The 15375-nt window shown below is 69.5% G+C and carries 11 protein-coding genes and 1 riboswitch; of the genes, 2 read left to right on the top strand and 9 right to left on the bottom strand.

Annotated features, from left to right (window positions below):
- Nucleotides 1-11: 11 nt before the first annotated feature.
- From OG787_RS14915 to OG787_RS14900, 4 genes are all read right to left on the bottom strand, one after another.
- The gene (locus OG787_RS14915) at nucleotides 12-1028 is read right to left on the bottom strand and encodes a ribonucleotide-diphosphate reductase subunit beta (protein WP_369035892.1); all 1017 of its coding nucleotides are present in this window, start codon (nucleotides 1026-1028) and stop codon (nucleotides 12-14) included.
- Nucleotides 1028-3430 (bottom strand): ribonucleoside-diphosphate reductase subunit alpha, encoded by a 2403-nt coding sequence (locus OG787_RS14910; protein ID WP_405535477.1) that lies wholly within the window; start codon nucleotides 3428-3430, stop codon nucleotides 1028-1030. The genes OG787_RS14915 and OG787_RS14910 overlap by 1 nt, the downstream gene beginning before the upstream one ends.
- Before the next feature lie 147 nt (nucleotides 3431-3577).
- Nucleotides 3578-3671, bottom strand: a riboswitch (cobalamin riboswitch).
- 102 nt (nucleotides 3672-3773) lie between these two features.
- Nucleotides 3774-4277: a GNAT family N-acetyltransferase gene (locus tag OG787_RS14905; RefSeq protein ID WP_405535476.1), complete on the bottom strand. Its 504-nt coding sequence runs from the start codon at nucleotides 4275-4277 to the stop codon at nucleotides 3774-3776.
- 71 nt (nucleotides 4278-4348) lie between these two features.
- Nucleotides 4349-5002: a CHAP domain-containing protein gene (locus OG787_RS14900; RefSeq protein ID WP_369035889.1), complete on the bottom strand. Its 654-nt coding sequence runs from the start codon at nucleotides 5000-5002 to the stop codon at nucleotides 4349-4351.
- 179 nt (nucleotides 5003-5181) lie between these two features.
- Here OG787_RS14900 and OG787_RS14895 point away from each other — a divergent pair, with 179 nt between their 5' ends.
- Complete coding sequence (locus tag OG787_RS14895; RefSeq protein WP_405535475.1) at nucleotides 5182-9177, top strand: helix-turn-helix domain-containing protein; 3996 nt, start codon at nucleotides 5182-5184, stop codon at nucleotides 9175-9177.
- A gap of 188 nt (nucleotides 9178-9365) precedes the next feature.
- Nucleotides 9366-9611, top strand: a complete 246-nt coding sequence (locus OG787_RS14890) for a hypothetical protein (protein WP_369035887.1) — start codon at nucleotides 9366-9368, stop codon at nucleotides 9609-9611.
- 111 nt (nucleotides 9612-9722) lie between these two features.
- Here OG787_RS14890 and mctP read toward each other — a convergent pair whose 3' ends face one another.
- The 5 genes from mctP to OG787_RS14865 all read right to left on the bottom strand — a co-directional run bounded on the left by mctP (nucleotide 9723) and on the right by OG787_RS14865 (nucleotide 14988).
- A complete protein-coding gene (mctP, locus tag OG787_RS14885) occupies nucleotides 9723-11351 on the bottom strand; it encodes a monocarboxylate uptake permease MctP (RefSeq protein ID WP_405535474.1) in 1629 nt (542 codons plus the stop codon).
- A complete protein-coding gene (locus tag OG787_RS14880; protein WP_369035885.1) occupies nucleotides 11348-11626 on the bottom strand; it encodes a DUF3311 domain-containing protein in 279 nt (92 codons plus the stop codon). The genes mctP and OG787_RS14880 overlap by 4 nt, the downstream gene beginning before the upstream one ends.
- Nucleotides 11627-11731: 105 nt before the next feature.
- Nucleotides 11732-11929 carry a YbdD/YjiX family protein gene (locus OG787_RS14875; RefSeq protein ID WP_369035912.1) on the bottom strand — a complete coding sequence of 66 codons (198 nt, stop codon included), beginning with the start codon at nucleotides 11927-11929 and terminating at the stop codon, nucleotides 11732-11734.
- Nucleotides 11904-14069, bottom strand: a complete 2166-nt coding sequence (locus tag OG787_RS14870) for a carbon starvation CstA family protein (protein ID WP_369035884.1) — start codon at nucleotides 14067-14069, stop codon at nucleotides 11904-11906. The genes OG787_RS14875 and OG787_RS14870 overlap by 26 nt, the downstream gene beginning before the upstream one ends.
- A gap of 154 nt (nucleotides 14070-14223) precedes the next feature.
- Nucleotides 14224-14988 (bottom strand): GntR family transcriptional regulator, encoded by a 765-nt coding sequence (locus OG787_RS14865; protein WP_369035883.1) that lies wholly within the window; start codon nucleotides 14986-14988, stop codon nucleotides 14224-14226.
- Between the last annotated feature and the right edge of the window lie 387 nt (nucleotides 14989-15375).

The following is a 15375-nucleotide window of genomic DNA, read 5'->3' as shown; positions in this document are numbered from 1 at the left end:
GGCTGTCGGTGTCAGAACTCGTCGTCGAACGACACCGAGCCCTCCACCGCCACCTGGTACGCCGACGGGCGGCGCTCGAAGAAGTTGGTCAGCTCCTGGACCCCTTGCAGCTCCATGAAGGAGAAGGGGTTCTCGGAGCCGTACACCGGGGCGAAGCCCAGCCGGGCCAGACGCTGGTCGGCGACGCACTCCAGGTACTGGCGCATGGACTCGGTGTTCATGCCCGGCAGGCCCTCACCGCACAGGTCGCGGCCGAACTGCAGCTCCGCCTCGACCGCCTCGCGGATCATGTCGGTGACCTGCTGCTGGAGCTGGTCGTCGAACAGCTCCGGCTCCTCCTTGCGGACGGTGTCGACCACCTCGAACGCGAAGCTCATGTGCATGGTCTCGTCCCGGAACACCCAGTTGGTGCCGGTGGCCAGGCCGTGCAGCAGTCCCCGGCTGCGGAACCAGTAGACGTACGCGAAGGCCCCGTAGAAGAACAGGCCTTCGATGCACGCGGCGAAGCAGATCAGGTTGAGCAGGAAGCGGCGGCGGTCGGCCTGGGTCTCCAGGCTCTCCAGCTTCTCGACCTCGTTGATCCACTTGAAGCAGAACTCGGCCTTCTCACGGATGGACGGGATGTTCTCCACCGCGTCGAAAGCGGCGGCCCGGTCCTCCGGGTCGGGGAGATAGGTGTCCAGCAGCGTCAGATAGAACTGGACGTGCACGGCCTCCTCGAACAGCTGGCGCGACAGATACAGGCGCGCTTCCGGCGAGTTGATGTGCTTGTACAGCGTCAGCACGAGGTTGTTCGCCACGATCGAGTCGCCCGTCGCGAAGAACGCGACCAGCCGGCCGATCATGTGCTGCTCACCCTCGGACAGCTTCGCCAGGTCGGCGACGTCCGAGTGGAGGTCGACCTCCTCGACGGTCCAGGTGTTCTTGATGGCGTCCCGGTAGCGCTCGTAGAAGTCCGGGTAGCGCATGGGGCGCAGAGTCAGCTCGAAGCCAGGGTCGAGAAGATTCTGGTTCTGGTTGGTGGACATTACTGGCAGGCCTCGCAGGACTCGGGGTTCTCAAGGGAGCAGGCGACGGCGTCGGGGTCGGCGGCCTGCTGCACGGGGATGGTCTTTTCAGGCTGGGCCTGCGCCTGGGCGGCGCGCGCGATGCGGGTCGCGGGGCGCGAGCGCAGGTAGTACGTCGTCTTCAGGCCCGACTTCCAGGCGTACGCGTACATCGAGGAGAGCTTGCCGATGGTCGGCGTCTCCAGGAACAGGTTCAGGGACTGGGCCTGGTCCAGGAACGGGGTCCGGGCGGCGGCCATGTCGATGAGCCCGCGCTGCGGGATCTCCCACGCCGTGCGGTACAGGGCGCGTACGTCGGCCGGGATCCAGGCGAACTCCTGCACCGAGCCGTTGGACTCGCGCAGCGCCTCACGGGTGCGGGTGTCCCAGACGCCGAGGTCCTTCAGCTCCTGCACCAGGTAGGAGTTGACCTGGAGGAACTCGCCGGACAGCGTCTCGCGCTTGAACAGGTTGGACACCTGCGGCTCGATGCACTCGTACACACCGGCGATCGACGCGATGGTCGCGGTGGGCGCGATCGCCAGGAGCAGGGAGTTGCGCATCCCGGTCGTGGCGATACGTTCCCGCAGTGCCGCCCAGCGCTCGGGCCAGTTCAGCTCGACGTCGTAGTGGTCGGGGTGCAGCACACCACGGGCCGTACGGGTCTTCTCCCAGGCCGGCAGCGGTCCGTTGCGCTCGGCGAGGGCGGCGGAGGCCTCGTACGCGGCGAGCATGATCCGCTCGGCGATCCGCGTGGAGAGGGCCTTGGCCTCGGGCGAGTCGAAGGGGACGTGCAGCTTGAAGAAGACGTCCTGGAGGCCCATCGCGCCCAGACCGACCGGACGCCAGCGGGCGTTGGAGCGGCCCGCCTGCTCGGTCGGGTAGAAGTTGATGTCGACAACCCGGTCGAGGAAGGTGACGGCGGTACGGACGGTCTCGTCCAGCCGCTCCCAGTCGAGGTCGCCGGTCGTCCGGTCGACGAACGCGCCCAGGTTCACGGACCCCAGGTTGCAGACGGCCGTCTCCCCGTCGTCCGTGACCTCCAGGATCTCGGTGCACAGGTTCGAGGAGTGGACGACGCTGCCCGGCTCGGCCGTCTGGTTGGCGGTGCGGTTGGCCGCGTCCTTGAAGGTCATCCAGCCGTTGCCGGTCTGCGCGAGGGTACGCATCATGCGGCCGTACAGATCGCGGGCCGGGATGGTCTTGCGGGCGAGCCCGGCCTCCTCGGCCTTGCGGTAGGCGGCGTCGAACTCGTCGCCCCACAGGTCGACCAGTTCGGGCACGTCGGAGGGGGAGAAGAGCGACCAGAGCGCGTCCGTGTTCACCCGGCGCATGAACTCGTCGGGGATCCAGTGCGCGAGGTTCAGGTTGTGCGTACGGCGGGCGTCCTCACCGGTGTTGTCGCGCAGCTCCAGGAACTCCTCGATGTCGGAGTGCCAGGTCTCCAGGTAGACCGCGGCGGCACCCTTGCGTCGGCCGCCCTGGTTCACGGCGGCGACGGAGGCGTCCAGCGTCTTCAGGAACGGCACGATGCCGTTGGAGTGCCCGTTGGTGCCCCGGATGAGGGACCCGCGCGAGCGGATCCGGCTGTACGACAGTCCGATGCCACCGGCGTGCTTGGAGAGGCGGGCGACCTGGTGGTAGCGGTCGTAGATGGAGTCCAGCTCGTCGATCGGGGAGTCGAGGAGGTAGCAGGACGACATCTGGGGGTGCCGGGTACCGGAGTTGAAGAGGGTGGGGGAGGAGGGGAGGTAGTCGAGGCGGCTCATCAGCCGGTAGAGCGAGGCGACTTCGTCGAAGGCGCGGACGCCCGTTTTTGAATCAAGCACAGTGTCCTCCGCCAAACCGCTCGCGACGCGCAGCATGAAGTGCTGGGGCGTCTCGATGACCCGGCGGGTGATCGGGTGGCGCAGGAGGTACCGGCTGTGGAGGGTCCGCAGCCCGAAGTACCCGAAGCGGTCGTCGCCTTCGACATCGATCAGGGCGTTGAGCCGGTCCGTGTGCAGCCGTACGAACTCGGCGGTGCGGTCGGCGATCAGGCCCTCCCGGTGCCCGACCGCGACCGACTCCGAGAAGGCCGTGACGCCCTGCGAGGCGGCCTCGGCGGCGATGCTGACCGTCAGCAGCCGGGCGGCGAGGCGGGAGTAGGCGGGGTCCTCGGAGATGAGGCCGGCCGCCGCCTCGGTGGCCAGCTCGCGCAGCTCCGACTCGTCGGCCCGCGAGGACCGGCCGCGCAACGCGGCGGCGGCGACCCGGCCGGGGTCGGCGTCGGGGAGGTCGGCGGTCAGCTCGGTCAGGGTCCGCAACAGCGCGGCTCCGGGACCGTCCGTCTCGACTCGGGCCACTGGGGTCGCTGAAGCCGGTTCGGCTGGCGCGATGGTCACGTGGGGGCTCTCCCTCGCTCGGCACGGGGCCTGGCGGAGGGCAGCGGGGCACACGGACGCCTTACGGGTACGCGCGCGTCCACCGGCCCACTCCACGAGGCCCGGACGTCAGGCGCCCGGACCGGTCGGCCGGGCACACCGTCGGCAGGTCCTCGGACTGGACACGCGCGCAGCCGTATTCGGGCACGAATGCGCACGTGTACACCGTTGCGGGACAGTTCCGGATTCGCACCGGATTCCCCTGCGGCGACAGCGAGCATGAGCATACATCTTGTGCCGGGCCCTGAACGCACCCCCACATGTTGTGTCGTGTCGGCTTCGGAGGGTAGAGCGGCCGGTGCTGTCAGAGCGTCAGCTCGTAGGCGAGCAGGCTCATGTCGAGGTCGGGAATCGGGTTCCAGTCGCGCTTCGGGGCGCGCTCGAAGCCCAGGCGCCCGTAGATCCGGTGCGCGGTGCGCATGGCGCTCTGGGTCGACAGGACGACGCGCACACACCCCTCGACGGCCCGTGCGCGCTCGACGCAGGCCCGCACGAGCGCCTCACCGGCACCGCGGCCGCGTGCTTCCCCCGCGACCGCCAGCATCCGTATCTCGGCCTCGCCCTCGCGCGCGATGTCGGACATGGGCCCGCCGGCCGGCACGAAGGTCACGCCGCCGAGCAGCCGCTCGTCGGCGACCGCCACCAGCACCTCGGCAGCGGCGGCACGCTTCCCGACGTCCCGCAGCTCGACGAGATACCCGTCACTCTCCCCGAAGTCGAGCAACCCGTCCCCGAGATAGGCCTGTGCGGTGATCTCCCCGAGCACTTCGTACTCCTCGGGAAGGGCCCGCCTGATGAGGATGTCCATGGGGCGAGTGTGCCCCACAGGTACGACAAGGGGCCGCCGGATTTCTCCGGCGGCCCGCCCGGTCCGCAACCCTACGAGCGCGACGCGTACCCGCGTACCTTCAGCGTGCTGTTGCCCGGCAGCTTCGGTCCTTCGGCGCCCACCCACCGGTACTCGCGCCAGGTGATGCTGTCGGACCTGTGTCCGGCGTTGCCTTCGATGGTGTTGACGGTCCTGCCGTCGCGGCCGCCGACGGCGACGACGACCGCGACATGCCCCTTGGGGGCGCGGGAGTTGTGGTTGTGCCACACGATCACGTCACCGCGCTGCGGGGGCTGCCCGGGCCGGTAGGTGTGGAACCGGCCGCCCACGCCGGTCTCCCAGGCCCATGACGACTTGTAGTCGGCGGGCGTCGCCGCACTGTTGTTCCACAAGGCCGCAGCGAAGTACCCGCACCAGGCGTCGCCGTTGAAGCCGTTGTACTGGTTGAGGTTGTTGCCGCCGAGGTAGTTGTCGTGCCGTCGATCGCCCGGCTTGCTGAGCTTCTTCGGCCCCTTGCGGGTTTCCTTGTACCAGTGGGCGGTGGTGAGGGCCTGGTTGGCGCGGTCCACGATGGCCTGCCGAAGCGGGCTGCCGTCGGCCGCCGCTGCGTGCGGTGCTCCCACGGTGGCCGGGGACGAGTCGGTGAGGGCGGGCGCGACGAGCAGCGCGGCCAGGGTCAGGCAGCGTGTGATGAGACGGTTCATGGCGGACCTCCGGTGAGGTGGATGCGTACGGATGGAAGAGATGGCGGTGACGGCGGGAGAGGGACGGAGGAGGGCGCACAACCCGCGTTCCGCGTGATGAAGTGAGCCCGTCGAACGCGCCATCACTACAGGTAAGTTGTCGAACTCGGAGAGTGGCGACGTGGTGACAGGTGTAGCAGGTGGCAGAGGGGTTCCGCGGGGTGGAAGAGGGGGTTGCCGGTTGCCGGGGCGATCGGCAACCGGCAACCGGCGAAGGCGGCGCGGGCAGCGACGGCGGTGACAGCGGGGCGAGTGGTGCCCCGGGCGCTGCGGATGCCAACGGCCGGACCAGCTACGGCGCCGAGGTGCGCAGGCTGCGTGAGGCGGCCGGGCTGACCCAGGACGCGCTGGGGAAGAAGGTCCGCTACGACAAGGCCCACATCAGCCGGATCGAGAACGGCAGATCGCCGGGCAGCCTGGCCCTCGCCCAGTTGCTCGACGCCTACTTCGGCTGCGGGGGCCGGCTGGTCGCCCTGCACGAACGCGAGGTCCTGCGCAGTGGCCGTAAACTCCCCGCCCCTCGCGACCCCGAGGGCGACTGCCCCTACCGGGGCCTCGCCGCGTACACCGCTGCCTGGGCGCACCTCTACCGGGGGCGCGGCGCGGCCGTCGGTGACCTTCTTGCCGGCCTCGACCGGCGCGGCCCCGGCGGCGGGCCGTACATGGTCGTGGCGCCCTCCGGTGCCGGCAAGACGTCGCTGCTGCGGGCCGGGCTGGTGGCCGCCCTCGCGGCGGGGCGGCTGCCCGGCTCACGGGACTGGCCAGTCGTCGAGTTCACCCCGGGCGACCGCCCGTTGGACCGCCTCGCCCAGTCCCTCGCCAAGGCGGTGGGCGTGGCACCGGAGCGCGCCCTCGCGGCCGTCCGTTCCTCCGCGCGGGACTGCGCCGACCTGTTGGCCGAGGGCGACCACCGGGCCGGGGACCGTCCCGCCGAACGGCCGTACCGGACGCTCATTCTTGTCGACCAGTTCGAGGAGGCCTTCGCCCAGTGCGAAGACCCCGAGCAGCGGCTGGCGTTCTTCGATCTCCTCTGCGCACTGGCCGCGTTCCGTGAGCCCTGCGGCGAGGCCGCCGTTATGGTCGTCCTGGGCATGCGAGCCGACTTCTACGGTCGCTGCCTCACCCACCCCGGGCTCACCGCCGCCCTGCGCGCCGCGCCGTTCCTCCTCGAACCCATGACGGAGGCGGAACTCCGCCAGGCCGTCACCGAACCCGCCGAAGAGGCCGGCCTGATCGTCGACGACTCCCTCGTCGAGGTCCTGCTGCACGAACTCGGCGCCTTCTCCGTGCCCTGGGCGCACGAGGGCGGATACGCGCCCGGCGGGCTGCCCCTGCTCTCCCACGCGCTGCGCGTCACCTGGATGCACCGTGAGGGCAACCGCCTCACCACGGCCGCCTACCGCAAGTCGGGCGGCATCCGCAAAGCGCTCGCCCGCTCCGCCGACGAAGCCTACGAGGCGCTCACCCCGAGACAACGGCGCATCGCCGAACACGCCTTCGTCCGGCTCGGCCGCCGCGACGACCTGCACGACACCACCCGGCGCCGGATCGACCGCGCCCGGCTGCTCGACCTGCTACCGGGCGACGAGGCGGAGGCGACGGCCGTCCTGGAGGTGTTCGTACGGGAACGGCTGCTGACGATCGACGCCGAGCCGGACGGCGCGGTCACCGTGCAGATCGCCCACGAGGCGCTGCTCGGCTCCTGGCCCCGGCTGCGGGAGTGGATCACACACGACCAGCTGATGGGGGAGGCCCGGCGCGGGCTGGCGGAGGCCGCGACGCAGTGGCAGGACAACCACCGCGACCGTGACCTGCTCCTGACCGGCGGTCAGTTGACCCGGGCCACGGTCTGGGCGACGGAGAACGCGGATGAACTCGGACCCCTGCAACGGGAGTTCCTCAAGGCGAGCCGGGAACGGGCGCGGCGGGGTGCCCGGATCAGACGGCTGTTGTTCCAGTTCCTGGCGCTGCTGGCCGTACTGGCCCTGGTGCTGGCGACCCTGTGGACGCAGTCGCGGCGGAGCCGGGACGAGGCGCTCCGGCTGAGCACCTCGTCCACGTACGCCACGCGGTCCCTGGCCCTGGCAGGGAGCGAACCGACCGCGGCCGCCCGGCTCGCGGCGGCGGCCTATGCGACGTGGCCGACCGACGAGAGCCGCAGCGCCCTCTTCAGCAGCGCCGAGCCCCTCTGGAACGACCTCATCGTCCCCGCCCGTACCCCCGTCTCCGCCCTCACCTACGGCGACGGCGGCCAGGTCGTCGCCTGGGGCGGTCAGGACGGCGGAGTCCGCGAATGGCACCCGGCCCAGGACCCGCGTGCCGCCGAGGTCGGCTTCCGTCCCCGGATCGAAGGGACCTCCGGGCAGATCGACTCGCTCACCTACGGGCCGGACGGACGGCAACTGGTCGTCGGGTATGACGACGGGTCGGTCTGGCTGTACTCCGGGACCGCCCCGCCCCGGGCGTTGTTCGCGGGGGACCAGCGCCCCGACAGTGGCGACTCCGACATGCGCGTGGCCTTCGACGCCACGGGCACCCGGCTGGCCGCCGCCGGCGGTGACGGCGTCGTCCGGGTGTGGCGGATGCCGGCCGGTGACCTCGTCTGGGCCGTGCGGCCCACGGGCACGGACGTACCCGGTCCGGTACGGGCCCTCGCGTTCAGCCCCGACGGACGCACCCTGGCGACGGGCGGCGGCAGTGACGAGAAGGCGAAGTCCCAGTCGTTCCGCAGCGTTCTGCTCTGGGACGCCGACCGCGGCGAGGTGACAGCCCGCCTCCCCGGGCACCCGAAGCGGTCGGTACGCTCCCTCGCCTTCACCGCTGACGGACGGCAGTTGGTCGGCGGAGCCTTCGACGGCACCGTACGCCTCTGGGACGTGCGCGAGGAGCGTGCGACGAGGATGTACGACGGTCATGGCGACTCCGTCATGGCCGTGGCCGTCGGCGTGGACGGCACGCTGGTCAGCGGTTCGCAGGACAACACCGCGCAGCTGAGGAACCTGCGCCGCCCGGACGCCGAGCCGCTCGCTCTCACCGGGCACACCGGCCCGGTCAACGCGGTCGCCGTGTCGCCCGACGGCAGGACCGTCGTCACGGGCAGCGAGGACCGCACCCTGCGCGTGTGGACGCCGGAGGCCAGCCCGGTGAGCACCGGGGACGCGGCCTTCACCGCGCTGGCCCGCTCCCCACGCCCCGGCGACGGGTACGCGACCGGGGACGCCGACGGCACGGTCCTGCTCTGGGACGAACGCGCCCGCGCCCCGCGCCGTACGCTCCGGGCGGCCACGGACGAGGTGACCGACCTCGCGTACAACAGGGAGGGCACGCTGCTCGCCGTCACGAGCGCCGACCACGGTGTCAGCCTGTGGCGGACCCGGGACGGCAGGCGGCTGGGCGGGTTCGTCGGCCACTTCCGCGAGGTGCGCGCGGTTGCCTTCGACCGTACGGAGGAGAGACTGGTGACCGGCGGCTGGGACAGCACCCTGCGCGTCTGGGACATCCGCACCCGACGTGAAGTCCTGGGCAGGCCGCTGCGCGCCACGGATCTCTGGGGGCTGGCGCTCACCACCGGTGGCCGGCCCCTGCTCGCCTCCAGCGGCCAGGACAACCGGATCACGCTGCGCACCTGGCCCGGTCTCGCCAAGCTGGAACCGTCCCCCCGCGTCAGCACCGACTCGGTTTTCGACGTGGCCTTCAACCCCGACGGCACCCTGCTCGCCTCGGCCGGCCGTGACCACGTCGTGGAGATCTGGGACGTACGGAAACGGCGTACCGTCGCCCGCCTCTACGGGCACACAGCCCCCGTCCTGCGCGTCTCCTTCGCACTGGACGGCAACCGCCTGGTCAGCGCCTCACGGGACGGCTCGGTGAGGGTGTGGCAGCGCGCGGAGAACGGTGACTGGCGGCTGTACGCCGCGCTGCGCGGCCCCGGTGGGGAAGTGCGCGGCGCCGTGTTCGCCACCTCGGACGGCAGCGTTGTGCTCAGCGCCCACGAGGACGGCACCCTTCGCCGGTGGGAGCTCGATCCGGCCCGCGCCCTCCGCCGGATCTGCTTGGTGGTGGGACCGGGGGAACGGGACGAATGGCAGGCGTTGACGGACTCGGCCTCGGACCCGGACACCAGGCCCTGTACGTGAGCGGATATGCAGGTGCGGGGTTGCCTCTCCGTTGCCTGCGGATCGGCAATGCGGCAACTCCCCGTCGGGCCGTCAACTGCCTGAGACCGCCGCTACGTTGGATGGACCGCCGCCCGGAACCTCCGGATCGTCCGTCTTCCCGGTGAGCGGCCACCCCCTTGTACAGACCGGCCGAAACGAGCCCTGCCATGTTCCGTGCCCTGTTCCGCGCGCTGAAGCGAAAACCCGCGGCCGATCCCGCCGCCGAGCCCGAGGACGCGCCGGGCCCCCGCCCCCCGTCGCGGCGCCGCCATCGGGAGCACACGCTGTTCCTGCTCATCATCACCATGGCGCTGCTTGCGGGACTGCTGGCCGAGGCCGGGACAGTCCAGGTCGCGGCCGCGGTCGTCAACGCGGTCTGTGCCGTCTGGCAACTGCTGCGCGGCGGGCGCTGAGCCTGCGGCACGGCTCGTCCGGTCCGCCATGCGAAAGGCAGCCGCGGTGCCCCGCCCCGACGGGGCGAGTCACCGCGGCTGCCTGGGCCCGCCGTCAGCGCCGCATACGGTTCAGTGCGCCGCGCCTGCCGTGGACAGCGGCAGCTTCTCCTGGACTCCCGGGTCGCCCGCGTCCGCCGTGTAGTCCGACGGATTCGTCTCGTCCACGCCCTCCGGGGCCTTCAGCGCCTTCAGTACGAAGGTAAGGACCACCGTGATGACGACGTTCAGGATGAACGCCGTCAGCCCGATGTACCCGATCTCCCCGATCCCCGGAATCTCCTTCGCGCTCCCCCCGAAGTGCTTCTGCGTAGGAGACGCGACCCCGTACGCCGCCAGCGTCCCGTACAGCATGCCGACCGCCCACCCGGCCAGCAGCGCCCACCGGTGGAACCAGCGCGTGAACAGACCGCCGACCAGCGCCGGGAAGGTCTGGAGGATCCAAATACCGCCCAGCAACTGGAAGTTGATCGCGACCGTCTTGTCCATGGTCAGGACGAAGACCAGCGCGCCCACCTTCACCAACAGCGAGACCAGCTTGGAGACCTTGGTCTCCTGCTCCGGAGTCGCGTCGGGCTTCAGGAAGTCCTTGTAGATGTTCCGCGTGAACAGGTTCGCGGCCGCGATGGACATGATGGCCGCCGGAACGAGCGCCCCGATGCCGATCGCCGCGAAAGCGACACCCGCGAACCAGGCCGGGAACATGTTCTCGAACAGCTGCGGGATCGCCAACTGCCCGTTGGTGACCTTGATTCCGGCCGCGATCGCCATGAAGCCCAGCAGCCCGAGCAGACCCAGCATCAGCGAGTACAGCGGCAGGATCGTGGAGTTGCGCCGGATCACGTCACGGCTGCGACTGGACAGCACCGCCGTCACGCTGTGCGGGTACATGAACAGCGCGAGCGCCGAGCCGAGCGCCAGCGTGGCGTACGTCCACTGCGAGGCCTCGCCGGGAGCGAGCGCGCCGCGTGGGTTGCCGGTTGCCGGGTTGGTCTGGGAGAAGGCGTCGCCCGCGGCCTTGAAGATCTCGTCGAAGCCGCCCAGCTTGATCGGGATGTAGATGATCGCGACCGCGATGACGATGTAGATCAGCGCGTCCTTCACGAACGCGATCAGCGCGGGCGCCCGCAGCCCCGACGAGTACGTGTACGCGGCCAGCACACCGAAGGCGATCAGCAGCGGCAGGTCCTTCACGAACCAGTTGGTGTCCTCGCCGCCGCCGACGCCCATGACGTCGAGGACGGCCTGGATGCCGACCAGTTGGAGCGCGATGTACGGCATCGTCGCCAGGATGCCGGTGACGGCGACCGCCAGCGACAGCCCCTTCGAACCGAACCGGCCGCGCACGAAGTCCGAGGTGGTGACGTACCCGTGCTTGTGCGAGACCGACCACAGACGGGGCAGGAACACGAACATCAGCGGGTAGATGAGGATCGTGTACGGCACGGCGAAGAAACCGGCCGCGCCCGCCGCGTAGATCGCCGCCGGTACGGCCACGAAGGTGTACGCCGTGTACAGGTCGCCGCCGAGCAGGAACCAGGTGACCCAGGTGCCGAACGACCGGCCGCCCAGGCCCCATTCGTCGAGGCTGTTCTCGTTCTCGGCCCTGCGCCAGCGCGAGGCCATGAACCCGATGACCGTGACGGCCAGGAAGAAGATGATGAAGACGGCGAGTGCCACGCCGTTCACGCCGTCGTTCACGCGTCCGCACCGCCCTTCGCGGAGCCCGAGGACACGGCGGCACGGGCACGCTGGTCACGCTGCCAGAGCTGGTACGCGGTCATCGTCAGCGCGGTGGATATGACCACCCACAGCATCTGGTACCAGTAGAAGAACGGTATGCCGATGAGGGTCGGTTCGACCTTCGCGTACGAACCCACCCACAGCATCGCGACAAAGGGTGCGAAGAGGCAGAGCCCGATGACGACACGGACCGGTGTCACCACCGGTGGGTTCACTTCAGGCGCTTCTGACATACCAAGGCTCCGTCCCCACGCTGATTTCCTGTGATCACTTGTGCAACGCGCAGGAAATCTAGGGGACGGTTCCGCTTCATGGAACCCCCGTCCGCATTGCGGATGTCAGCAGCAGCGGAACCCCTGTCGAGGGTCCCTTTCCTGTCGTTCCGTACGCATCCGCTCGAACTCCCGCCGGGTGGGCACCGGTTGCTCCCCGTGCCCCGACCGAACATGCGCGACATACCGCTCGTACGCCGACTCGTCGGTCAACTCCCTTACGTACCAGCGCACTCCCCTAATCGCCCGACGAGCCCGGCGCAGCACTGCCGACGACCGCACGGCGCTCCTCCTCCCTCTCCTCCTCGCGCTCCTCCTTGGTCGGGAACAGCCCGGCCGGAGCGACGATCTTCGACTCGACGTACGCCGCCTCGCTCAGCGTGGACAGCGCCGGTCGGCGCACATGCCGGACACAGACCCGGGCAGCGTCCACGATCACGACGACGATCAGGACCGCGAGTACGGCGGACAGGACGCCGTCCACCGTCGAGTTGGTGACGATGGTGTGCATGTCGTCCATGCTCTTGGCCGGCGCCAGGACCTCGCCCCGGTCGATGCCGTCCTGGTAGACGGACCGCTGCTTGAAGAAGCCGACGCGCGGATCGCTGGAGAACACCTTCTGCCAGCTGGCGGTCAGGGTCACCGTCGCGTCCCAGGCGAGCGGAATCCCGGTGATCCAGGCCCACTTGAGGCGTCCGGACTTCACCAGCAGTGTCGTGCAGACCGCGAGGGCGACCGCCGCGAGCAGCTGGTTGGAGATGCCGAAGATCGGGAAGAGCTGGTTGATCCCGCCGAGCGGCTCGTGCACGCCGACCCAGAGGAAGTAGCCCCACAGCGCGCACACGATCGCGCTGGTGATGACGAGCCCGGGCTTCCAACTCACGTTCTTGAAGGGCCTGTAGAGGTTGCCCAGCATGTCCTGGAGCATGAACCGGCCGACGCGCGTGCCCGCGTCCAGCGCGGTCAGGATGAACAGCGCCTCGAACATGATCGCGAAGTGGTACCAGAACGCGCGCAGCCCGTCCCCGGTCACCTTGGAGAAGATCTCCGAGACCCCGACCGCGAGGGTCGGCGCACCGCCCGTACGCGACAACAGGCTTGCCTCCTCGACCTGTTCGGCCGCCTTGGCCAGCGCGTCCGGCGAGATCGTGTACCCGAGGTTCGCGACCGCCTCCGACGCAGACTGCACGCTGGTGCCGATGACCCCGGCGGGCGCGTTCATCGCGAAGTACAGCCCCGGGTCGATGACCGAGGCGGCGATCAGGGCCATCACGGCGACGGACGACTCCATCAGCATGGAGCCGTACCCGATCATCCGGACCTGCGTCTCCTTCTGGATCATCTTCGGCGTCGTACCGGAGGAGATGAGGGAGTGGAAGCCGGACAGGGCCCCACAGGCGATGGTGATGAACACGAACGGGAAGAGCGAACCCGCGAAGACGGGCCCGTCGCCGCGCGAGGCGAAGTCCGTCACCGGGTCCATCTTCAGCGTGGGCAGCGTGACGAGAACGCCCAGTGCCAGCAGTCCTATCGTGCCGATCTTCATGAACGTGGAGAGGTAGTCGCGCGGGGCGAGCAGCATCCACACCGGCAGGATCGACGCGATGAACCCGTACGCCACCAGCCAGACGACCAGGGTCGAGGGCGCGAGGGTGAAGGTGTCGGCCCACGACGACTCGGCGACCCAGCGCCCGGCGACCAGCGCGAGCAGCAGCAGCGCCACGCCGATCAGCGAGACCTCGGTGACCCGTCCCGGCCGTAGAACCCGCAGGTAGAAGCCCATCAGCAGGGCGATCGGGATGGTCATGCCGATGGAGAAGGTGCCCCACGGCGAGGCGGCCAGCGCGTTCACGACGACCAGGGCCAGCACGCCGAGGAGGATGATCATGATGGCGAACGCCGCGATCAGCGCCGCCGCCCCGCCGAACGGCCCGATCTCCTCCCGGGCCATCTGCCCGAGCGAGCGTCCGTCGCGGCGGGTGGAGAAGAACAGCACGACCATGTCCTGGACGGCGCCCGCGAAGATGACGCCCACGATGATCCAGATCGTGCCGGGCAAGTACCCCATCTGCGCGGCCAGTACGGGCCCGACCAGCGGACCGGCCCCCGCGATGGCGGCGAAGTGGTGACCGAGCAGCACCCGCCGGTCGGTCGGATGGAAGTCGATGCCGTTGTTGAGGCGTTCGGCGGGGGTGGCCCGGGTCCTGTCGACCTTGAGCACCTTGTACGCGATGAACTTCGAGTAGAAGCGATAGGCGATGGCGTACGAGCCGAGGGCCGCCGCGACCATCCACGCGGCCGAGACGTCCTCCCCACGCGCCAGCGCGAGCACGGACCACCCGGTCGCGCCCACCAGCGCGACGAGGGTCCAGATGACGATGGTTCGAGTGTTCGCAGTGCGCACCGGGCCGTCCTCCCGTCCATGCGATGACGCAAGGACGGTAGTGCGGCAAGGGGCGCAGCGCTACACCGCGTACGTGTGCTGGAGGCTTTTAGGGGCGCGGGGAACGGCGCGAGCAACCACAACGCACCCGCACCCGCCAATGCACCCGAAGCCCCTATTCAATAGGCCGCTTAAGCCGAGCAACGAACTTGTACCGATCCCCCCGATAAACAGACCGCACCCACTCCACCGGCAACCCGTCCTTGTCCAGCGAATGCCGAGACAGCATCAGCATCGGCAACCCCACATCCGTACCGAGCAACCCCGCCTCACGCGGAGTGGCCAGCGAGGTCTCGATGGTCTCCTCCGCCTCCGCGAGGTGCACGTCGTACACCTCGGCCAAAGCCGTGTACAGGGACGTGTACTTCACCAGCGACCGGCGCAACGCCGGAAACCGCTTGGCCGACAGATGCGTGGTCTCGATGGCCATCGGCTCACCGTTGGCCATCCGCAGCCGCTCGATACGCAGCACCCGCCCACCCGCCGTGATGTCGAGCAGCTCGGCGAGCGTGTCGTCGGCGGTGATGTACCCGATGTCGAGAAGCTGCGAGGTGGGTTCGAGGCCCTGCGCGCGCATGTCCTCGGTGTACGAGGTGAGTTGCAGCGCCTGCGAGACCTTCGGCTTGGCGACGAACGTGCCCTTGCCCTGGATGCGTTCGAGCCGGCCCTCGACGACCAGTTCCTGAAGAGCCTGGCGGACGGTCGTGCGGGAGGTGTCGAACTCCGCCGCCAGCGTGCGCTCGGGCGGGACCGGCGTGCCTGGTGCCTGGGTCTCCGTCATATCGAGCAGATGCTTCTTCAGACGGTAGTACTTGGGCACGCGCGCGGTACGGACGGTAGCCCCACCCTCGTTCTCCGCACTGCTCACGTCGGTGCTCATGCTCCGCCTTCCCGGCTCCTGGTGCCGCTACGGCCGGCGTCCCGCCGGTCCACGCCCACATCGTGGCACGGCTCGCGTCGCGATTGACCTGTGAATGGTCTTGTCCGACCCGCGCGCGCTCCGTGATCCCCTCTGTATACCTTCACGCCCCTCGCTGGTCTAGTCCACCGTACGGAACCCGTACTCACCTCGCGCCCCACTGCTCCCTCGGAGTGGTCTACCTCGAACCGGGCGCATGTGCAGGGTATTTCCGCCACCTTCTTACTTAAAGGTCCCTGCATATGTAGGTCGCATAACGGCTGGTCAGAGATGTTCACGGACTCTTGACACGCAGTTTGGTCTGAGCCAAGCTCCGCCTACTGGTCTACACCATTGGTCCAGGTCCCT

It is taken from the genome of Streptomyces sp. NBC_00075, assembly GCF_045041225.1.
GTDB classification, from domain to species: domain Bacteria; phylum Actinomycetota; class Actinomycetes; order Streptomycetales; family Streptomycetaceae; genus Streptomyces; species Streptomyces adonidis.
The sequence above is the reverse complement of the archived record's forward strand: the minus strand, read 5'-3'. Positions and strand labels throughout refer to the sequence as shown.